12 protein-coding genes are annotated in these 23,812 nt (G+C 39.9%); 4 read left to right on the top strand and 8 right to left on the bottom strand.

Features of this window, described 5'->3' with window-relative positions; translation table 11 throughout:
* Window positions 1–13 precede the first annotated feature (13 nt).
* Together ABN236_RS09350 and ABN236_RS09345 are read left to right on the top strand one after the other, a co-directional pair.
* Window positions 14–6,271, top strand: coding sequence for a protein kinase domain-containing protein (locus ABN236_RS09350; RefSeq protein ID WP_349473869.1), 6,258 nt, complete (start codon window positions 14–16; stop codon window positions 6,269–6,271).
* Complete coding sequence (locus ABN236_RS09345; protein ID WP_349473868.1) at window positions 6,268–7,623, top strand: hypothetical protein; 1,356 nt, start codon at window positions 6,268–6,270, stop codon at window positions 7,621–7,623. The genes ABN236_RS09350 and ABN236_RS09345 overlap by 4 nt, the downstream gene beginning before the upstream one ends.
* Window positions 7,624–7,684: 61 nt before the next feature.
* On the opposite strand, the gene fbaB is transcribed toward ABN236_RS09345, so the two are convergent.
* The 8 genes from fbaB to ABN236_RS09305 form a co-directional block, all read right to left on the bottom strand.
* On the bottom strand, window positions 7,685–8,734 hold the full coding sequence (gene fbaB, locus ABN236_RS09340; protein WP_006533078.1) for a class I fructose-bisphosphate aldolase: 1,050 nt from the start codon (window positions 8,732–8,734) through the stop codon (window positions 7,685–7,687).
* Between the two features lie 49 nt (window positions 8,735–8,783).
* Window positions 8,784–9,677, bottom strand: coding sequence for a lipid kinase YegS (gene yegS, locus ABN236_RS09335; RefSeq protein WP_161711433.1), 894 nt, complete (start codon window positions 9,675–9,677; stop codon window positions 8,784–8,786).
* Between the two features lie 297 nt (window positions 9,678–9,974).
* Window positions 9,975–11,354, bottom strand: coding sequence for a prephenate-dependent tRNA uridine(34) hydroxylase TrhP (trhP, locus tag ABN236_RS09330; protein ID WP_088495277.1), 1,380 nt, complete (start codon window positions 11,352–11,354; stop codon window positions 9,975–9,977).
* A gap of 120 nt (window positions 11,355–11,474) precedes the next feature.
* On the bottom strand, window positions 11,475–12,182 hold the full coding sequence (gene baeR / locus ABN236_RS09325) for an envelope stress response regulator BaeR (RefSeq protein WP_349473867.1): 708 nt from the start codon (window positions 12,180–12,182) through the stop codon (window positions 11,475–11,477).
* A gap of 23 nt (window positions 12,183–12,205) precedes the next feature.
* Complete coding sequence (gene baeS / locus ABN236_RS09320; protein WP_349473866.1) at window positions 12,206–13,582, bottom strand: envelope stress sensor histidine kinase BaeS; 1,377 nt, start codon at window positions 13,580–13,582, stop codon at window positions 12,206–12,208.
* The gene (gene mdtC / locus ABN236_RS09315) at window positions 13,579–16,662 is read right to left on the bottom strand and encodes a multidrug efflux RND transporter permease subunit MdtC (RefSeq protein ID WP_349473865.1); all 3,084 of its coding nucleotides are present in this window, start codon (window positions 16,660–16,662) and stop codon (window positions 13,579–13,581) included. The genes baeS and mdtC overlap by 4 nt, the downstream gene beginning before the upstream one ends.
* The gene (locus ABN236_RS09310) at window positions 16,659–19,790 is read right to left on the bottom strand and encodes an MdtB/MuxB family multidrug efflux RND transporter permease subunit (RefSeq protein WP_088495281.1); all 3,132 of its coding nucleotides are present in this window, start codon (window positions 19,788–19,790) and stop codon (window positions 16,659–16,661) included. The genes mdtC and ABN236_RS09310 overlap by 4 nt, the downstream gene beginning before the upstream one ends.
* Window positions 19,790–21,025: an MdtA/MuxA family multidrug efflux RND transporter periplasmic adaptor subunit gene (locus tag ABN236_RS09305; protein ID WP_088495282.1), complete on the bottom strand. Its 1,236-nt coding sequence runs from the start codon at window positions 21,023–21,025 to the stop codon at window positions 19,790–19,792. The genes ABN236_RS09310 and ABN236_RS09305 overlap by 1 nt, the downstream gene beginning before the upstream one ends.
* A gap of 562 nt (window positions 21,026–21,587) precedes the next feature.
* Between ABN236_RS09305 and dtpA the strand changes: the two genes are divergently transcribed.
* Together dtpA and ABN236_RS09295 are read left to right on the top strand one after the other, a co-directional pair.
* Entirely contained in the window at window positions 21,588–23,054 is a 1,467-nt protein-coding gene (gene dtpA / locus ABN236_RS09300) for a dipeptide/tripeptide permease DtpA (protein WP_088495283.1), read from the top strand.
* A 128-nt stretch (window positions 23,055–23,182) separates the two neighbouring features.
* Window positions 23,183–23,812, top strand: a complete 630-nt coding sequence (locus tag ABN236_RS09295) for a DNA-binding protein (RefSeq protein WP_088495284.1) — start codon at window positions 23,183–23,185, stop codon at window positions 23,810–23,812.

Genomic DNA, 23,812 nt, shown 5'->3' with positions numbered 1-23,812 from the left:
GATGGAATAAAGGATGACCATGATACGTTTTTGTCCTCACTGCCAAACTGAGCGTCAGTTAACCGAAATTTTCTGTGCAGGACAAGTGAATGATAAGCTTTGTGGATGGGATCTAACGATTGAACCTATTCATGAGTCAGGGTGGCGTCCATCTCCTCCAATATCTTCTTCCATTGATACACCTGCGATAATTCCCGATCTTAATCACGATCAGCCTAGAAAGTGTATTAACGGACACTTGATGGGAGAAGATGATTTTATCTGTTTTGAATGTGGTGCTGATCCGGCTGATGAGATTGAAAATAACGACGCTAGCGATAATGAAACGTTTAGATTGATTGGTGATTGGCGTCTTGAACAACGTATCAATTCTATTAATAGTGAAAGAGAACGCTATAACGTAAGCAATATCAAAACAGATCAAGAAGGTGTATTAACACTCTATCTTAAAGGTGAAGAGCCTGATCCTGCTATTTATCAAGTCTTAAATCTGATCTCTATTGACCATATTCCTGTATTTTACGAAACGGGTCGATGGGAGGATCGCGCTTGGCACGTTACTGAGCGATTAAACGGTGGTTCACTAAGCCAATTTATTGAACGCGGTGACTTTTGGCAACCGGATGAAATTAATGTATTAGTCTCCGAATTAGGTACGGCGATTGCAGCATTAACTGAACATGGTGTGCGCCATCGTGATTTAAAACCCTCAAACTTGATGATCCGTGCTCGTGATCCTCTTGATATTGTGGTGATTGAATATGGCTCGGCATGTTTATCTGAGTTCGATCTCGATATTGTCTCTCCGCTTGAAATTTCACGTTATAGTGCGCCAGAAATATTAGCGGGGGGGGGTTCGGCAGCATCAGACTGGTGGAGTTTGGGGATCATTTTACTTGAGCAATTAACGCAAGGAGACTGTTTTAAACATATCCATGATAATGCGTTTTTAATTCAAGTAATGACTAATGGTGTTGAATTACCGGATAATTTAGAACCCAACATTCAATTACTTTTACGCGGCTTGCTCTGCCGTGATCGCTTTCAACGCTGGCAATGGAATGAAGTTAATGCGTGGTTACAAGGTTTAGCGGTACAAGCGCCAGATATTAATCACAACAATGGAAATCAGCAATATTATCAATTTCAATTTGCAGATCATCAATTCAATCAACCTGATGCGTTTGCGATGGTGGCGGCACAAGCACAATATTGGGATCAAGCCACGCAATTACTTCTTCATGGTGAAATCACGACTTGGTTAAGCCAATTTGATAATAGTGGAAAGCAAGTTACCCAATTGCAGTCATTAGTTGAAAAACAAGATATTGAGCCAAGTTTACGTTTTACTCTCGCGTTACGAATTTTAAATCCGAATATGCCATTGATTCACCGTGGCGAGATCATTACACCTTCATGGCTTTTAGAGCATCCCTTATTAGGTTATCAATTAATTTGTCAGCCTATTGCCACGGAACTGCAATCTATTGATGAGACACATTGGCTTGTTCAGCTCTATTATCGTCAATGCGCTGTTCGTGAGAGGGCTCAGCAACAACGTATTCCATTAAATGAAGAAAGCTTACAGCTTTATTTGTTAATCACCTCTTTAAGTCAATTAGTGGCTCGTTGGGAGATCCTTCGTGCCGAATTTCCTGATGCCTATAATGAAAATCTACGGGCATTAATTGATCGTAAAAACATGCATGAAAATGACTATATTTTGTTATTAAGTGCAGAGATTGGGCAATATATCACGATAGATTCGTTGGTGAATAATGCGGCTAAATTAGCCAGAAATCTTGCAATTAAAACGTTTGATAAACAGCAAGCAAAAACATTATTAGCCACCCCTCGATATCAACTTATTGAACAGCTTAGTGAAAGAATAGGGGATTTTAAGCGTGTTAATATCGATATTATTGATAGATGGGCTGATGATTTTCTTTTAACTCGTAGATTGCCTCTTGAGCATATTATTGTGATGCTCTGTATTCCCGTTGAACAATGGCAAGTACCTGAATCACAAAAATATATTTTAGAAGTATTGCATTTTTTTGCTAAGAAATTAGTTTCCACAAGTCAACGCGGTAATTTAGTCAGAATGCGTTTAACGCCAAATGCGGGGCGTGTTGATTTAACTGAATGCTGTTCTGATAATGAAAAAGCGACAAACTTACTTGAGCATTTAATTAACCGCAAGAAAAGGCTGTTTTCATTAGAGGGTGAAGTATTACGTCAACGTGAAAAATTAAATAATCGCTTGTGGCTCTTGCAACAGAATACTCAGTCTTACCAACGAGATACGGGTATTAACGGCATGTATTTAGGCTTTCCTTTTTTAGTACTAAATACGCAACCTAATAAAATAAAACCGCGTATTGCACCGCTTTTCTTGTGGCCTGTTTCAATGAATATTTTGGGTGGCACTCAAGGTGCTGTGCAAATTGGATTTGATACAGAGCGTGCCTCAGTGCGTTTAAATCCTGCTCTGGCGAATTTTGTCGGTATTCCTGCGGTTAATGAATGGCAAAAAGTACTCGATAGCTTAATGTCACAAACGGGCTTGAGTGTCAGTGAAATGATGAGCACACTTTCGTCGTTATTAACCACAACTGAACATTCACTAAGCTCGTTGCCTTCATTAACTAAAGAAATACCAGAAAACAGTGCTTATATTCATTGTTCAGCAGTGTTATTTCACACCTCTTTTATTGGGCAGATGATAAGTGCTGATTTACAACAAATTGCCAATTTACCTATTAACGGCACGGCTCTTGCCACTATGTTGCAAGTCAATACACAGGCAAAAACGTTAGAAACACAAGATCCATTGGTTGATAACTATTTGCTGTCGCTGGCAGATCCTTCTCAAAATACCATTATTCAAGCGGCAAGAAAGCAAACGGGGTTATTAATAGAAGGGCCTCCGGGAACAGGTAAAAGCCAAACTATTGTTAACTTAATTGCTGATGCAATAGGGCGGCAAAAAACAGCACTGGTGCTTTGCCAAAAGCCTGCCGCGCTGGATGTAGTGTATAAACGATTAGTTGCAAATGGATTGCAAGATAGGGTGCTGATTATTCATCAAAACCCTAAAGGGCGAGAGATTATTTCAGCAATTAGAGAACAACTACAATTAGAGCGTAAACGGCAGTTGATTGCAGATGTTAAGCAAGATACCCCTTTTAATCGTGATAGAACGCTTAACTTAATTCAATTTTATGAAACAACATTAGATGCCTACTATAAAGCGTTATATCTAACTGATAAACAATATGATTATTCCTATCGAGAAGTGTTATCTGGATTACTCGAATTAGAGTCACAACAAAAGCTAACAATAAGTTCGGATAAATTAACCTCACTGCTTTCTCAATATAATAAAACAACTTTTGTTCAGCTTATCGATAAATTAACGTTATATGGTTTAGATTGGTATGCGATTAATTATGAAAACACACCATTAAATGGTGTTGTATTGTTCTCGCCTGAAAGTACGCTATATCGCCAATTTAATGAAAATATCACGCTATTTATCGAAGCAGAAAAACAGCGTGATGCAGCATACAACTTGCCTTATCAACAAATTACAATCGATAAATTAACGACTCACGAAACAACACTAGAGCAGTGTAAACAGCAGTTAAAAAATCGTAATACTCAACAATGGGATAATTTATCTCATTGGTTAACTCTGTTTTTAAATGAACAAGGTAAGCAAGGTAAAGGTGAGCAGTTAATTGCTCAATTGGCGCAATTAGAGACACGTTTACAGCAAATTGATAGTGAAGGTTGCGATCCTTTAATTTTCCGCTTACTCGCTCCGTTAGATAATGCCATGTTAGCAACATTATCAAGAGCGGCTACTGATAAGATCAAATCTTCATTCTTACGCTTCTTAAATCCTTATTATTATAGTCGAAACAGTAAGTTAAAAGACTTTATGGCGCAAAGTGGTATAGAAGATAAAGCCGAACACTATATTACGCTACATAAAACCATCACCACAGAACAACAATGGCGTTTGTTGCACCAAGAGCTGCAACCTATTTATCAACAATTAGGGCTAGAACAGCACCTCAATCGACAAAATACGCAGTGGCAGAACACAATAAATACGGTGATCACTGAGCTTAAAGCTAGTAATGATGATATTGCGATATTAGCGTTATATCCTCAACCTGAACATTTTGTTGAGTCCATTCAATCAGCGAAAAAACAGGGCTTTGAACAGCAATGTTTAGAAATTGAGAATGCCATTGTTCGCGCTAAAGCACAGCAAACTAGTCTCGCTAAATTAACTGGCTTACAAGAAACCCTCACCGAACTCTGTTATCAGCAATTTTATGATGCAATTAATCAAGGCGAGTTGCTGACAACTAGATTACAGCAGTTAGCTCAAAGCTTACCTTTTTTAAGTCAATTTCAGCTATTTCGAGAAAGAACAACGCATTTTACGCACAATGATTGGCAAGTTTTAGCATTATCACGTCAATGGCTTGATAAAAATGAAAGTTCATCTTCTAACCCTGTCGAGCTTTTAAAAGCAACATTGAGTCATATGTTTTATGTTGCTGTTAAAACTGAAATTGAAATAAAAAACACAGTATTAAAGACGCATACTGCTCAACAATTACAGGAATATATTGAGCAGTTAACAGAGAGCTATCAGCGATTACAACAAGTAAATCGTGAGCTATTAACTGAAAATATCGAATTATCAAGAATTGAAAATGCGCGTCATTGGGAAAGAATAACACGCTTAACTGGTCCTAGAGCATTACGGTTACGCGAGTTTATTGACGAAGCGACTCAAATGGGATTGTTAAGATTGCGCCCTATTTGGTTGATGACGCCAGATGTGGCAAGCCAAATATTGCCTTTAAAGGCAGGACTTTTTGATAGCGTTATTTATGATGAAGCCTCGCAAATGCCTATTGAATTTGCATTACCGACGTTATATCGCGGCAAACAAGCCATTGTGAGTGGTGATGAGAAACAGATGCCGCCTTCATCTTTCTTCAGCGGTAAATTTAACGAAAATGAAGACGACGAAGATAACGATAATGAGGAAGATGAACAACAAGAGAAAAGTAGTGAGCAATGGGACTCAAGCCAAATTTGCCATTGCCCTGATTTGCTTCACCTTGCACGAACCGTATTGCCTATTCATACTTTAGATATTCACTATCGCTCGGCATTTAGAGAATTAATTAATTTCTCAAATTATGCCTTTTACGAAAATCGGCTGAATATTCCTGCCCAACATTCAGCGAAAACCATTAGCACAGTAAAACCACTGCATTTTATGGCGATTAATGGCACTTATATTAATCAAACCAACGAAAAAGAGGCATTGGCGATCGTTGAGCATTTAGCAACACTCTGGAAGGTGCCTTTTGATAAACGCCCTTCAGTGGGAGTGGTGACGTTTAATCAGAAACAAGCTCAATTAATTAATCAACATATTCGTGATCGCAATGACTATGATGTGGATTTTTTAAAGGCTTACACCGAAGAATGCGTACGCTTGGATAATGATGAAGATATGTCGTTTTTTGTGAAAAATGTCGAGAATGTACAGGGTGACGAGCGAGATGTTATTTTGTTTTCGACGACGTTTGGTCGTAATGCACAAGGTACTTTTAGGCGTAATTTTGGTGTGCTTGGGCAAACTGGAGGAGAGCGTCGCTTAAATGTCGCGATCACCAGAGCGAAAAAGCAAGTGGTTATCATGTCGTCAATGCCGATTGATGAAATCTCTGACCTATTAAGTACGAATAAACACCCTGAAATTCCGCGCGATTACTTACAAGGGTACTTAACTTACGCGAGTCATTGCCACCAGATTAATAAACAAGAGGAAAATAAACGTTTATTAGCCCGTTTATGCCGTACTCAAGCCAGCGTGGCAACGCAAGATCAGGTAAACGATCAGTTTGTTATTGATGTAAAACGCTTTATTGAGTCTCAGGGATATCATATTGCACCATCACAACAAGTTGGTATTTTCTCTTTTGACTGTTTAATCGAAGATGAGCAGCAAGGCAAATTACTGATGGGAATTGAGTGCGATATGCCACAACATGAGTGGTTATCTCAGGCTTGTGCTCGTGAGTTATGGCGAAAAGATATTTTGCGTAAAGTGGTGCCTTATCATTATCGCGTTTCGTTGACACAATGGTTTTATCATCGCCAAGAAGCGCAACAACAACTTCTTGAAGCCTTACAACATGCCTCTTTACTGAATGAAAAAGTGAGTGAATGATGAGTTCATCAGTACATTATATCTCTGTAAAAGAAACCACAGTTATTCGTTATCACCGACAATTAGCGAATAGCAAAAAACAATTCAAGCAATGGAAGGCATTAGTTGAACAACTCACATATCAAGATGAACGTGTGAGCCAAATTGAATCGACTTTTAATGCATTGGTTAAAGATAATCAGCAATTGGATGCATTAGACGCTCGTTCAGTGAGTCGATTAACAGAAAAATTAGGCCAGTTTATTGCACCGTTACGACAGGATATGAAAAACATACGCGAACAAGTCATTGAAGAAAAAGCGCTTGAACGTCATATCCAACAGGGGAAACAGAAATCATCGGTACTGTTAAAACAACTAAAATCACAATTAGCACCCAACAGTGTTTTAAAGGCTGAAATTGAATTGAGCGAAAACATGAGTGTGGAAGAAATTAGCTTATTGCTATTTCGTGTAACGGGTGAAATTGAGGCGCAAAAAGCACAACTTAGCCCCGCTCAAACTGAATTATTGACGCAATTAAAAGCACAATCCACATACACCCAACAGTTATGGCAAAGTGGTGAGCCTCAAAGCCCATTTGCACAGCAATGCCACCAAGTTGAATTGATGATTGAAAAGTTACGGCTAGTGGGGAATGAAGTAGAAACCAATCATCATGCAAATCAGCTTATTGAAATGCAAAAGCTTTCTGATAGCAAGAAACAGCGTTTACTGGCAGATTCACTGATAATGAATATGGCTGAAAGCTTGCGTAATAGCATAAGACGCATTGAGTTAATGGAAGAATTAGCACGTCTATGTGCAGAGCTTGAAAGCTTTGATGATAAAGAGATGCTGACACTGAGTCGTGATACAGAAGCAGTTGCCTCATTAGCAATAGCCGAGCAACTTGATGTGATGATCACCAAGCTAAAACAGGCAATTGAAACTCACGAGCAACAACTTTCGATGAGACAGCAATGTGAAGCCGTATTAGCTGGCTTAAGTGAGTTAGGCTATGTGGTGCATAAAAATGCAGTAAATTCGTGGCTTGATAATGGGCAAGTTGTTGTGCCTCATGCCACTATTCCTGATTATGGCTTAGAACTAGGCGGAAAACAGGCGCGTTTTCAAGCAAGAACAGTGGCGTTAACACATCAACGTGATACGACACGTGATAAAGATGTTGATGCCATTTGGTGTAGCCAACATCAGCAATTACAAACAATTTTGGCGAAGTCTCACGCAGAGTTATTGATTGAGCGAGCATTGCCAGCAGGGCAAAATGCAATGAAAGTGATAGAGAGTGAAGATACTGCTCATCAACATGCAGTGACACAAGTGCACAAACCCAAAACGTTTAGCCGCTAAGCAATAAACAATAAAAGCCACTCAGTTCAAGTTGAGTGGCTTTCACATTTAAATCGATCAATTAAGCAATGGTGACAGATTTATTTAGATAAACATCTTGTACTGCATTAATTAGGGCAACGCCGTCTTTCATTGATTTCTTGAACGCTTTACGTCCTAAGATCAGACCCATACCACCAGCACGTTTATTAATAACCGCGGTGCGAACAGCATCTTCAAGATCATTATTACCTGAAGCACCACCAGAGTTAATTAATCCCGCACGACCCATATAGCAGTTTGCTAATTGGTAACGAACTAAATCAATTGGGTTTTCAGTGGTGAGTTTTGTGTAAACACGCTCATCAGTATGACCAAAACCAATCGCTTTAAAACCACCGTTATTTTCAGCCATTTTTTGTTTAACGATATCAGCACCAATTGTTGCGGCTAAATGGTTTGCCTGACCGGTTAAGTCCGCACTTGCATGGTAATCAACGCCATCTTTCTTAAAGGCTGGGTTACGTAAATAAGCCCATAATACCGTGACCATACCTAATTCATGAGCACGCTCAAATGCCATTGAGATCTCTTCAATTTGGCGACGGCTTTCTTGTGAACCAAAGTAAATGGTCGCACCCACTGCAACAGCACCCATTTCAAAAGCTTGTTCTACACTGGCATACAGTGTTTGGTCATATTGCGCTGGGTAGCTTAGAGTTTCGTTGTGGTTTAGTTTCACAAGGAAAGGGATTTTGTGTGCATAGCGGCGAGAAACAGAAGCAAGAACACCATAAGTAGAGGCAACACAGTTACAACCTGCTTCAATCGCTAACTCAACAATATTTTTCGGATCAAAATAGAGTGGGTTTGCTGCAAAAGAGGCTGCGGCAGAGTGCTCAACACCTTGGTCAACAGGTAGAATAGACAGATAACCCGTTCCCGCTAAACGCCCGTGATTAAACAGGGTTTGCATTGAACGTAATACGCTATTAGGGCGATTGTTATCAATCATAACACGATCAACAAAGTCAGAACCTGGCAGGTAGAGATTTTCGCTCGGGATGGTTTGGCAACGATGTTCTAATAATGATTTTGCATCAGCACCTAACAAACTTACTATATCAGTCATTACATACTCCAGTTCATGATGAGATGAGAGTGATTGTCATTTATCTACATTAAGATAACAAGTCACATTGAGGCGGTAACCGGCAGTGGATCGCTTCAGGTAACACAATAAATTCAAATTTATTCCCTAAAAGGGGTTCTCCATCTAAATTAAACACCATTTCATGAGAAGCACTAATGTTTACCCAGCGACTTTCTCGCTCGATTATCTTGTCATTCTTCTTGCTATCAAACATGCTGCTTAAAATGGATGGGAGAAGCTCGTGAGCCTCAACGATGGTGATATTGAGCTTATTGTCATTAATTAAGGCATCAGAACATAGTTTTTGTCCTCCACCAGCTTGACGGCCATTGCCGATAGCTAAAATAAGAGACTCACCTTCCCAGTGGAAATTTTCCGCTTCAATTGTGCAATGATCCGCTTTTAAAGAGTCGATACTTAAAAGACCATTAATAAAATAGGCAGCTCCACCTAATGCAGACTTTAATGCTTCAGGCGTTTCTGTTGTGATTTTAGTTCCAAAGCCCCCAGATGCCATATTGATAAAATAGTGTGTCTTATTCACGGCGATTACATCAATAGGTATTGCACGGCCTTTAACGGCTAAGTTAAGCGCATTTTCCATATCACGAGGGATCTGTGCGCTGGTGGCAAAATCATTTGCTGTGCCCAAGGGAATAATGCCAAGTGTCGGTAGAGATGAGGGTGAGAGATGAATTAATTTAGAAACAACGCTATTAATCGTTCCGTCGCCGCCTGCGGCAATCACCGTTTCGGCTTGCATATCGATAGCTTCTTGTACAAAACGTTGTATATCACTGGATTCCCAAGTCACTCTTACTTGGAGATTAAAACCTTCGTTACGTAATTGGTAAACCGCTTTTCTCAATGCACTGTTGTTAGCGCTTTTTCCATTAATGATTAGCAAACTAATTTTACTCATTGATGAGTCCCTTTAATTGAATCACTCTTTTAAAGGTAATGGATATCGAGAAAATTACTATTTTTTTTACAAATGATAACGAAAAAGAGAATGGGCTTTATGTAAGAGAGAGTTGCTAAGGAGAGTATAAAAAGAAAAGGCAAATCCAAGGGAGATTGGATTTGCCAAGGAGGTGGTTCCTAGTCTTACTGTATTCATTCTAGTTCTTTATTTTTCGGAACTGATGATACGGTAAACAAATCATTATTGATGTGATCTGTATTTGAAATTGACCACTTTAAATCAGATTATGACGCTTTACTTCACTTCTACCGCATCAATTTTATGCGGTTGACGTGTTGTTGTACCTTGTAGATTGCGGATCAGCAGTGCAAAATCTAAATCAACATCTTCAGGAACAGATAAATAAACCATGTGACCATTACCTGGTGCAACATCGGTTGGCTGTTGTTTTTTGTTAAACAGCGCTTCTAGCGTAAATTGAATATTTCCAGTTGGTGTCATTAATTCTAGGCTATCACCTAAAACAAATTTATTTTTAACATCAACTTCGGCTAAACCGTTTACACGTTTACCTGTGAATTCACCGACAAATTGTTGAGTGTCGGAGACAGAGTAACCATATTCATAAGTTTGGTATGCATCATGGGTATGACGACGTAAGAAACCTTCTGTATAACCGCGGTGTGCTAAGCCTTCTAATGTCGTTAGCAGTGTTGGATCGAAGGGTTTGCCTGCAACTGCATCATCAATCGCACGACGATACATTTGAGCTGTACGGGCACAGTAATAGAAGGATTTAGTACGACCTTCAATTTTCAGCGAATGCACACCCATTTGAGTTAATTGCTCAACGTGTTCAATCGCACGTAAGTCTTTAGAGTTCATGATATAAGTACCGTGTTCATCTTCGAACGCAGTCATATATTCACCAGGACGTTTTGCTTCTTCGATTAAGTAGACTTTATCGGTTGGTGCGCCAACACCTAAAGTAGGCTCAACGTTTTTAACTGGGATTGGTGTGTATTTTTCAACGATATTACCTACATCGTCTTCTTTGCCTTCTTCGACTTTATATTCCCAACGGCAAGCATTAGTGCAAGTACCTTGGTTTGGGTCACGCTTATTAATATAGCCAGATAACAGGCAACGACCTGAATAAGCCATACATAATGCACCGTGAACGAAAACTTCTAATTCCATATCAGGAACTTGCTTACGAATTTCAGCAATTTCATCAATAGAGAGTTCACGAGACAGGATCACACGAGTTAATCCCATTTGACGCCAGAATTTTACGGTTGCCCAGTTAACGGCATTGGCTTGTACTGAAAGGTGGATATCCATTTCAGGGAAGGCTTCACGCACCATCATGATCAAACCCGGATCAGACATAATCAGCGCATCAGGACCCATATCAATGACGGGTTTTAAGTCACGGATAAAGGTTTTTAATTTAGCATTATGCGGTGCGATATTAACCACAACATAGAAGCGCTTACCTAATTCGTGGGCTTCTTGAATACCTTTAGCAAGGTTTTCGTGGTTAAACTCATTATTACGCACACGTAAGCTATAACGTGGCTGACCTGCATAAACGGCGTCTGCGCCATAAGCAAATGCATAGCGCATATTTTTTAATGAGCCAGCAGGAGAGAGCAATTCGGGTGTAAACATGGTTAAATTTCCTGGTTCTGATTTCAAGTCAGTCCCCCACACATTGGGTAGGGGTATATCATAAAGGGGTGGATTCTAGCGCTTAAGTGTAGCGAGGTTCAATGTATTCCTGAAAAAATATCATCGAAAACGGTAAGCTTGGGTTTCCCAACGATAACCTTGACCATAAATTGAGCGAATAAATTCAATTTGATCGTTAAGTTGCTCAAGTTTGCGTCGTAAATTTTTAATATGACTATCAATGGTTCTATCCGTGACAATGCGGTAGTCATCATAAAGGTGATCCATTAACTGATCACGGGTTAATATTTTGCCGGGTTGCGTGGCTAAGGCTTTTAGCAAACGAAATTCCGCAGTCGTTAAATCGAGAATTTTATTGTTGTATTGGATTTGATAAGCCTGCTCATCAATAACGACTAATTTATCGCTTTGAACAATATCTTGTGGTCGATAAAAACGACGCAATAAGGTTTTGACTCGGGCTACCACTTCTCTTGGACTGTAGGGTTTGCAAATATAATCATCAGCACCAATTTCAAGCCCAAGTAATCTATCAACCTCTTCTGTTTTAGCTGTCACCATAATGATGGGAATATCTGAAAACTGACGTAACTCTTTACAGACCGTAATGCCATCTTTAACTGGCAACATGAGATCTAACAAGATTAAATCGTAATGTTGTTGTTTTACACAATGACTCACTTCAGCGCCATCCGCTAACCAATAAGTTTGATAGCCAGATGCTTGAAGGTAATCAATAAGCAATTGGGCAAGTTTAGGTTCGTCTTCAACAATTAGGATTGAATAGGGCGATTCAGATACTGTCATTTATTGGCTCAATGGTTATAGGCTTAAAGATCATCAGAATATGCGGGTAATTCTATAAGGATTTTCATGCCACCTAAAGAGGAAGGCATAGCACTTATTTTACCATTATGAGCTTCAACGATATTTTCGCAAATCGCAAGACCTAAACCTGAACCACCACTTGCACGATTTCGTGAGTTTTCTGCGCGATAAAAACGTTGGAAAACAACTTCATATTGAGCACTATCAAGCCCCGGAGCACTATCTTCTAATGCAATAAGAACATGGTTTTGCCCTTTATGGGTGCTGATATGTAATTGACCACCTGAATAAGTATAGCGCACGCTATTCTCTAGCAGATTATGGAAAAGCTGGATCAACCTATCAGGATCGGCTTGTACAATGAGTGGCGATAAATCATCTAACTCGGTGAGTAGCGTAATATCTTTAGTTCGATATGTGTGGCGATAAGAAGCGACAGCCAACAAAATCACCTCATTAATATCAATAAAATCTTTACGATAAGTTAAAGAGCCTCTATCTGATAATGAAAGCTGGTGGAGATCATTAACCAGTTTTGTCAGATTTGTAACTTCAAATAAAAGGGAGTTTAACGTTTCTGTTGTGGGTTTTCTGACACCATCTTGTAACGCTTCAAGCTCACCTTTTAAAATGGCAAGAGGGGTTCGCAATTCATGTGAGATATCAGCCATATAATCGCGACGAATTTGCTCATTTTTTTCTAGTGTGCTGGCAAGTTGATTAAAGTCGATAGCGAGTTGACTGATTTCATCTTTACTTGTAGGCGTTACTCGTACAGAAAAATCACCAGCTGCTAATTTATGTGTCGCCTCAACAAGACGTTTAACAGGGCGTATCATATTGCGAGAAAGAATAAGAGTGATGAATAAAGCAAAAAGAACCGTTAAACCTGCAATTATCCAACTGGTAAGTAGTTGTTGTTTATCAAAACTAATATCAGCTTCACTACTGATTTTATCTGCCGCACTGACAATCACCCATCCAACAATTTCATCGTGAGAAGTAATGGGTTTTTTAAATGTCTCTGCGGGAAATTGATTGTCATGTCCAAATAAGCGTTTCATATCTTTATCAACGATCCAAAACTGTGTCCGCCACCCTCTAGGAGGAGGACCTTCGCTACTTTGGCTTATTTGGTCAATACTTCGTAATATTTGATAAAGAGAACGATCATCTCTATTGAGAAAACGCCAATCTCCTGTTAAAGCGTATTGTTCAGTTAAGGCTTCTGCCAAAAGAGTTGCACGCTGTTCACTGTTTTTCTTGATATAACCAATGAATCCTTGCTGGAAGCTACCACGGATACCAATATGCATGGCGAGAACAACCACCATACAAGTAGCGAAAACCACTAAAAACAGCTTGCTTCTCAATTTCATGCATTTGCCTCTTTTTTGCTGATACGTCGTTGTTGCCAACGTTCACGCAATCCATCAAAAAATAGATAAATAACAGGGGTTGTATAAAGGGTTAGTAGTTGGCTCATTAATAAACCACCTACAATTGTTATTCCTAAAGGTTGTCTTAACTCGGCACCATCTCCACTACCTAACATTAATGGCAATGCCCCAAATAATGCGGCAAGCGTTGTCATAATAATAGGACGAAAACGCAGTAGGCTAGCCTGAATAATGGCCTCTTTAGCCGACAATTTGCCTTCACGTTGAGCAGTAATTGCAAAATCCACCATGATAATGGCGTTTTTCTTCACAATACCAATCAGCAACATAATGCCAATAAGTGCAATTAGACTAAAAGGCGTATTAAAAAGCTGTAATGCTAATAAAGCGCCTACACCCGCAGAAGGTAGGGTCGATAAAATGGTCAGCGGATGAATATAGCTTTCATACAGCACACCTAATACCAAATAGACCGTTACAATCGCCGCTAAGATAAGAATAAGCTGTGATTTGATGGTTTCTTGGAAAATCTGTGCTGTACCTGCAAAAGTCCCTCTGACGGTATTAGGCACACCTAACTCTGTCATTGTGCGTTCAATAGAATCAATTGCATCAGCTAATGTATAGCCTTCAGGAATATTAAAGGCAATAGTTGAAGATGCAGATAATCCTTGGTGATTAACACTTAATGGCGCATTTGCCGGATACCAACTTGCAAATGCAGATAATGGAATGCGCTCACCTTGATTATTGACCACATACATTTTATCTAACGCAGAGACATCTTGTGTATATTGCTCAGAGACTTCCATCACGACTTTATACTGATTTAACGGCGCATAAATGGTAGAGATCTGACGTTGACCAAAAGCATTGTTCAGCAAATTATTGGCATCACTGACGTTAATACCTAATTGCGACATAGTATCGCGATCGTAAGTCAGTGCCATTTCAGCACCTTTATCTTCTTTATCAGAGTTAACATCGACAAGCTGGGGCAGTTCGCCTAAAGCTTTACGGACAATCGGCTCCCATTTACGCAACTCGCTTAAATCATCCGCTAATAATGTAAATTGATAACTGGCATTCGCTTGGCGTCCACCAGCCCTAACATCTTGCACGGGCATTAAAAAGAGGTTGGCACCGGGTTCATTAGCTAATTTTGTCCGTAGGCGGTTAATCACTTGATTTGCGCTATCGGTACGCTCTGACAGTGGATTGAGAGAAATAAACATAAATCCACTATTAATACGGCCTCCACCTGTAAAGCCTGTTACGCTATCGACGTCTTTATCTGCATTAATTTCTTGCATAAAACGGGTCATTTTTTCTTTCATCGATTGGAATGAAATACTCTGGTCTGCACGCACAAATCCCATCAAACGACCCGTATCTTGATCGGGGAAAAATGTTTTTGGCGCACTGATGTATAAATAAGCATTTAAACCCAAAGTGGCGAGAAAAATGGCCATAACCCAGCGTCGATGGTGCAATGCAGCCTGCAATGTGACACTGTAACCTTGCTGAGCGCGAAAAAGTAACTTACCAAAACCGCGTAAATGTGACTGCGCTTTGGGTTTCATTCCTTTGAGTAAATGCGCACACATCATGGGGGTTAGCGTTAGAGACACAAATAGCGAGATAGCAATGGCCGTTGTTAGGGTGATGGCAAATTCTTTAAATAATCGTCCAACAAGACCATCCATTAACAGTAATGGAATAAAAACGGCAACAAGAGAAATACTCATCGAAAGGACAGTAAAACCGACTTCACCAACCCCTTTCAAGGCGGCTTCTTTAGGTTTTAAACCATTCTCAATATGACGAGAAATATTTTCAAGCACCACAATGGCATCATCAACTACAAAGCCTGTTGCTACAGTTAATGCCATCAATGAAAGGTTATTTAAACTAAAGCCACAAAGGTACATGGCTGAAAAGGTACCAATTAATGAAACGGGTACAGCAACCGCAGGGATCAGCGTGGCGCGACCTGAGCGTAAAAATAAGAATACAACTAAAATGACCAGTGCTACAGCAATGGCTAACGCACGTTCAACTTCTGCTAATGATGCGCGAATAGTTGGTGTTCTATCTTGTGCGACTTTTAAGTCAACGCTTGCAGGAATAAGCTCACGTAATTCTGGAAGCTCATCACGAATACGATTTACAGTTTCAATGATATTGGCACCCGCTTCACGACGAATAACCAGCAAAATTGCAGGCTCTCCGCCGCTCATTCCTGCGGCTCGCGAGTTTTGTACTGAGTCGGTAACTTGTGCCACATCACTTAAACGTACAACGGCATCTTGATTGTAATGCACGATCACAGGGCGATATTCAGCCGCTTTACTGAGTTCATCATTAGTTTGGATCTGCCAACGACTTTCATCGTTATTGACAAAGCCTTGAGGTCGCCGCACATTCGCTTGATTAATCGCCTTTCTAACATCATCAAGACTGACATTTTGGTTAAATAACGCATCGGGATTGAGGGCGACACGTATCGCGGGCAATGATCCTCCACCAACCGAAACTTCACTCACACCTTCAATCTGTGAGATTTTTTGTGCTAACCGTGTTGAGGCGAGATCGTAAAGCTCCCCTGTATTTTGAGTATCAGAGGTGAGCGTTAAGATCATAATCGGAGCATCAGAAGGATTCGATTTATAATAACGCGGACGGCTTGGCATACCTGAAGGCAACAAACTTTGTGAGGCATTTAACGCTGCCTGTACATCACGAGCTGCGGTGTTGATATCTTTGTTTAAATCGAACACCAGCGTAATGCTAGTACTTCCAAGCGAACTGCTTGATGTCATTTCATCAATACCAGCAATTCGCCCTAAAGAGCGTTCAAGCGGTGTTGCCACAGAAGATGCCATCGTTTCTGGTGACGCCCCGGGTAAGGAGGCGTAAATATTAATAACCGGATAATCAACTTGGGGCAATGGAGCAACAGGGAGCAACATAAACCCTAATGCACCACATAGCGAAATCGCCAAACTAAGCAACGTAGTTGCTACGGGTCGTTGAATAAAGAGGGCGAAGAACTTCATGATACAGCCCCGTTATTATTCTCGACGTGTTTATTACGGTTGATGTAGAGCGATAATTTATCAAATAACAGATAAATCACTGGTGTTGTAAACAGGGTTAAGATCTGGCTCATAATTAAGCCACCGACCATACAAACCCCTAATGGCTGACGTAATTCTGCACCTACACCCGTACTTAACATTAAAGGTAGAGCACCTAAAAGGGCTGCCATTGTGGTCATTAATATTGGGCGGAAACGCAATAAACACGCTTGGTAAATCGCTTCGTAAGGCGTTAAACCTTGTTCTCGTTCGGCAGCAAGGGCAAAGTCTATCATCATGATCGCATTTTTCTTTACGATCCCGATAAGCAAGATGATCCCAATAATCGCAATAATATCAAGTTCATTGCCTGCGGCGATTAACGCCAATAATGCGCCGACACCTGCTGTTGGCAGTGTAGATAAAATAGTAATAGGGTGAATAAAACTCTCATATAGCACACCTAATACAATATACATTGCGACAATTGCTGCGATAATTAGCCACAAAGTACTTGAAAGCGCACTTTCAAACGCCAACGTCGCACCTTGGAATTGAGTCGTGATATCTCTTGGCATCGAAATTTGCTCTTCAGCCAATTTCACTGCTTTCACCGCTTCTTCAAGAGAAGATTGTTCCGCGACATTAAATGAGAAGGTTGCCGAAGGAAATTGCTCTTGATGATTAATAGAAAGTGGCGCTAAGCGTTGCTCAACGGATGCAATAGATAACAAAGGTACCATCGCACCATCTTTACCCGTTAAATGCACGGCAGAAAGTGCCTGTAATCCATCACCATTACGAATATCTTGTTCTAATACCACGCGATACTGATTGGCTTGAGTGTAAATAGTTGAAATTAAACGCTGACCAAAAGCATTATAAAGTGCGTTATCAATTTCACTCATTGAAATGCCTAAACGACTTGCTGAGTCTCTATCCACTTTGATATACGCCATCATGCCGTTATCTTGCCAATCACTGCTGATATCAGTTAATTCAGGGCTATCTTTTAGTGCTTGAGAAAGTTTTGGTACCCAATAAGCTAATTCATCTAATGATGTTGCTTGTAGTGTAAATTGATACTGAGTACGAGAAACTTGCGTATCAATCGTTAAATCTTGGGTGGGTTGCAGATAGAGAGTCATTCCTGAAATAGAAGCAATACGCTCTTGTAAACGAGGAATAATCACATCAATACGGGAATCTCGCTGATCAAGAGGCTTCAATGTAATTTGCAAGCGGCCAGTGTTTAAGGTTGCATTGCTTCCATCAATACCCACAAAACTAGCAATATTATCAATAGCGGGATCATCAATTAATTTATCAACGACCTGTTGCTGTTTTTCTACCATTGCTTGATAAGAGATGGATTGTGAGGTTTCAATGGTTCCTTGCAATAGCCCATTATCTTGTAATGGGAAGAAGCCTTTAGGAATAAACATATATAGCAATACAGTCAGCACCAATGTGCTAAGTGCCACGCCAAGGGTTATCCATTGGTGGTTTAAAACACGTTTTAACCAAACTGCATACACTGCAATCATTCTTTCAAAGAAACGTTCGCACGCCATTTCAAAACGGTTGTGTTTAATTTCATTTTCAGGTTTTAGCAATCGAGCACACATCATTGGCGTTAATGTGAGCGAAACCACCGCAGAGATTAGAATGGCGACAGCAAGAGTGATTGCAAACTCTCTAAATAACCGACCTACAATATCACCCATAAATAACAGTGGGATCAGTACAGCAATCAGAGAGAAGGTAAGCGAAATAATGGTAAAACCAATCTCTCCAGCGCCTTTTAAGGCAGCTGTTAGCGGTTTATCACCACGTTCGAGATAACGGGAGATATTTTCAATTACAACAATGGCGTCATCGACAACAAAGCCTGTGGCAATGGTTAATGCCATTAAGGTGAGGTTGTTGACAGAGAATCCACAAAAATACATCACGGCAAACGTACCCACTAATGAAAGTGGTACAGCAATACTTGGGATTAAGGTCGCGACACCATTACGTAAAAAGAGATAAATCACCATCACCACAAGGGCGATAGCTAAGCCGAGCTCAAATTGTACGTCTTTAACTGAAGCGCGGATTGTTGTAGTTCTATCAGTTAAGATCTCAACATTCACTGATTTCGGTAAATTGGAGACTAAATCGGGTAATAAATTACGAATATTATCAGTGGTATCAATGACGTTAACGCCGGGTTGACGTTGAACATTAATAATAATCGCCTGCTCATTATTCGCCCATGCACCTAACTGATTGTTTTCAGGTGCTTGTTCAATAGTTGCAATATCAGATAGACGAATGGGCGCACCATTTTTATAAGTAACGATTAATTGGCGGTAATCTTCTAATGATTTCATCTGATCATTAGCGGATAACGTCACAGAGCGAGTTGGCCCATCAAGGCTACCTTTCGCTGAGTTAACGTTCGCATTATTAATTGCTACACGAATTTTTTCGCTATCTAAACCGTAAGATGCTGCGGCTTGTGCATTGAGTTTGACTCTAACAGCAGGGCGCTGACCACCCGCTAATGCCACTAAACCGACACCATTAACTTGTGAAATCTTTTGCGAGATACGAGTTTCAACCATATCTTGCAACTGTGTCATCGGTAATGTTGAGCTAGTCACCGCTAAGGTTAGAATAGGCGGATCTGCTGGGTTTACTTTGCTGTAAATTGGTGGATAAGGTAAATCGGATGGCAGCAGATTAGTCGCCGCATTTATCGCAGCTTGTACCTCTTGCTCTGCAACATCTAATGGTAATGTTAATTGGAACATCAGTGTGATCACCGAAGCCCCACCAGAGCTTTGTGACGACATCTGTTTTAACCCAGACATCTGTCCAAATTGACGTTCTAGTGGAGCAGTAACCGCTGATGTCATTACATCAGGGCTTGCTCCGGGATAGAGAGTAACGACCTGAATCGTCGGATAATCAACTTCAGGTAATGCAGAAACGGGCAGCATACGATAGCCGACAATCCCGGCTAAGAGTATGGCGACCATAAAAAGGGTTGTTGCAACAGGGCGCAGAATAAATAAGCGAGATGGCCCCCCGCCTGTACCGTGTGTTTTTTCGGTCATTACGCTTTCTCCGCAACAACACGGTTATTTTCTTTCGTCTTTGGCGCTGTTGGTGTCACGATATCGACTTTCGCACCCTGAGTTAATCTATCCACACCATCGGTGACAACACGTTGATCTGCCGATAAACCGGAAGCTATCACGACTTTTTCCGCATTTTGTAAGGCAACTTCAACACGTAATTTACTCACTTTATTTTCGCTATCCACCACCCAAACAAAGTGACCTTCATTACCCATTTGTAGCGCTGCATTTGGAATAACAACGGCTTTCTCTAATGTGGTGACATAAAGACGAACATTGACAAATTGGTTAGGAAATAACGTCGTCTCTTGCTGAGGGAAGCGCGCTTTTAATTTAATGGTGCCAGTTGTTGCATCAATTTGGTTATCAACACTAAATAATTTTCCTTTAGCTAATTCAAATTGATTATTTCTATCTAATGCGGTGACAGGTAAATCTGCATTATTTTTACGTGCTTGAATAACATTCGCTAGATCTTGTTCTGGCAATGTAAAAAGTACATCAACAGGGTCCATTTGATTGATAACGACGATAGGCGTAGATGAACCACCAGAAATATAATTACCGATATCAACTTGTTTTAAACCCACTTGACCTGAAATAGGTGCTGTGATTTTGCTGTAAGTGAGTTGCAGTTGTGCATTACTGATAGAGGCTTCATCAATACGAATGCTCGCTTCAGACTGTTTTACTAAAGCTTGCTGATTATCTAGCTCTTGTTGTGAGACTAAATTGGTTTTTGCTAATTTCTGATAACGGGCTAAATCAAGACGCGCATTAGCTAATGTAGCCTGATCTTTTGCAAGCTGTCCTTTAGCTTGAGCTAATTGAACTTCAAATGGACGAGAGTCAATTTCAGCTAATAAATCACCTTTCTGAACGTGTTGTCCTTCCGTGAAATGTAATGCCATTAGTTGACCTTCAACGCGGCTAGTAACTGTTACGCTGTTTGTGGCTTTTACTGTACCTAAAGCAGATAAAAATTGTGGCACATCTTCTTGTATTGATGTTGCAACTTGAACTGGTGGTAAAGGCGGGCGACGAGATCCAGATGTACCTCGACTTTGTGAGTTTGTTGCTTGAGCCTCTTTATTTTCAGGCGACGCTGTTTTTGCTGCATTAAATTGCCAATAGGCGTAACCACCTGCGATTACGACGATTAAAGCGATAATGAGAGAAACTCTTTTTTTAGCATTTTTGTTTTTATTCATTACTTTTGTGATCCCACTGGCAACTAGCTAATCAGAAATACTGAAATGAAAATTTGGAATGGTGACATTCTACCTGTTTCTTCACAGTTAAAAATGGAGGAAATATGGAAATTAAGTCAAGGAATGTGTTTTATTGGCGTTATTTTAATCAATTAAAACAAATTGCTACTGGCATTATTTTATCGTTGTTATTCAATAAGGGATAATTTGGCAAAATAGGGGTAAGCAGTAGTGTAGCTTAATTGTTTATATAGGGATAATTAAGTAGAAAATAATTTATTGATTATCAGTGGGTTATTTTGTTTGCTGTTTTTTTAATCGCATAACTATTTTGTACAAATGCCTGTAACTATGATAAAACGCAATAGTTAGTTATAATTCTTAGATAATTATGCTTTCCAGTGATAGAATGCCAACCTTGTTTTTCTCTGCGTTGAACTCTTTTCAAAGAATAACAATCCAGTATGAAATTCACCGAGCTTTAACTCTGTCTTAAATAAAGAAATTTTTGTAAAAAATTAGCCTAAATATAAAGGCATAATAGAATAATTAGAGGTTTTTAGTGTCAACTGCAAACACACCTGATGATGGACAAAAACCGAGCCTGAATGCGTTTAAACAGCCTCGTGCGTTTTATCTCATCTTCTCAATAGAATTATGGGAACGTTTCGGCTATTACGGTCTGCAAGGGATCATGGCCGTTTACTTGGTTAAAATGCTGGGCATGGGTGAAGCAGAAGCTATCACTGTTTTTGCTGCATTTACCGCATTAGTTTATGGCTTTGTTGCTATCGGTGGATGGCTTGGGGATAAAATCCTTGGTACTAAAAGGGTTATTATTCTTGGGGCAATCGTACTCGCAATTGGTTATGCAATGGTGGCATTCTCAGATCACGATAAAGACGTGATTTATTGGGGACTTGCAACGATTGCAGTAGGTAATGGTTTATTTAAAGCCAACCCATCTTCATTATTAGCAACATGCTATGAGAAAGACGATCCGCAATTAGACGGTGCATTTACGATGTACTATATGTCTATCAACGTAGGTTCGTTCTTATCTATGTTAGCAACACCGTGGTTAGCCGCTAATTATGGTTGGGATGTTGCGTTTGCATTAAGCGTTGTAGGTATGCTGATCACCTTAGCAAACTTTATGGTTTGTCGTGGTTGGATCAAAGATAAGGGTTCTAAACCTGACTTTGAACCGCTTAATTATTCAAAATTATTATTAACGCTGGTGGGTATCGTTGCACTCACAGCATTATCGACTTGGCTGTTACACAATAATGAAGTCGCAAGTTGGTCTTTAGCAATTATCTCATTAGGTATCATTCTAATTTTTGCGCGCGAAACCTTTATGATGAAAGGTGCTGCACGTCGCAAGATGATTGTTGCATTCTTATTGATGGTTGAAGCAGTGGTTTTCTTTGTTCTTTACGATCAAATGCCAACGTCTTTAAACTTCTTCGCAATCCATAACGTTGAACACTCTCTGTTAGGTTTCAGCGTTGAACCAGAGCAATTCCAATCACTTAATCCATTCTGGATCATGTTAGCAAGCCCGCTATTAGCGGCTGTGTATAACTTTATGGGTGATAAACTGCCAATGCCATATAAGTTCACCGTAGGGATGTTCTTAAGTGCAACTGCATTCTTAGTGTTACCACTGGGTGCTAGCATGGCAAATGAAGCGGGTATTGTGTCTTCATGGTGGCTAGTAGCAAGTTATGGTTTCCAAAGTATCGGTGAGCTAATGATTTCAGGGCTTGGTCTTGCAATGGTTGCTCAACTTGTACCACAGCGTTTAATGGGCTTTATCATGGGCGCTTGGTTCTTAACTTCGGCAGCCGCAGCAATTATTGCAGGTAAAGTTGCAAGTTTAATGGCAGTACCTGAAGATGTGCAAAGCGCTCATGCTTCATTAGAAATTTACAGCAGTGTCTTTTTACAAATCGGTATTGTAACAGGTGTTATCGCAGTTCTAATGCTGATCACCGCACCTATGCTGAGTAAAATGATACAGTAATTTGTAGCATCAAAAACGAAAGCTGAAGAAAATAGAGGATGCCAAAAGGCATCCTTTTTTGTATGTAAATCATACTTGTTTTTTACACTTTACCCATCATATAATCAGAAAAAGGTAAAGGGGGCGTTATGAATACCACAATACAAAAAAGATCACCTCAAGCGTTATCAATAGAGAGAATGGCTGTTCTTAAAAGAATGGCTAATTTAACTCAAGAGTTAGTTGAAACATTGGCAGAGAAAAAAAGTTTAACTAATGCATTAGAAATGACAGATAACGAACTCGCTAGGCTTATTTTTGAAACACAACTGGAGCGTGCCAGTGAGGTATCGCCAAGGGAACAACGCCAAATTGCTCGTTTAAATGAAGGGGCTATTAAGTTTTCAGAGCAATTAAAAGCATTGGGCGGAACATGTCGTGCTAGCCAAGCCGCTAAAATTTTAGGTGTCAAACGTCAGACAATTAATAACCGCCTGAAAGCAAATAAGCTATTAGCTGTTAAAGTAGGAGGCGAGTATCGATTACCCATATTTCAGTTTGACGGTAACCAACTGATTGATGGTTTAGATGAAATCTTAGTTTTACTGGGTGATATGAGCTCGATCACCAAAATTTCTTTTTTAACAAGCATGTATTTTTTTGATGATGACAAAAATCTTAATGTTATAGATGCATTAAAAAAATATGGACGAATGAGTGAGCAAATGCAGGAAATTATTCATCAAGCTAGCCTTTTTGGTAAACATGTTGCTATTTAA

This window comes from Proteus sp. fly-1013 (assembly GCF_040140245.1).
GTDB classification, from domain to species: Bacteria; Pseudomonadota; Gammaproteobacteria; order Enterobacterales; family Enterobacteriaceae; genus Proteus; species Proteus mirabilis_B.
The sequence above is the reverse complement of the archived record's forward strand: the minus strand, read 5'-3'. Positions and strand labels throughout refer to the sequence as shown.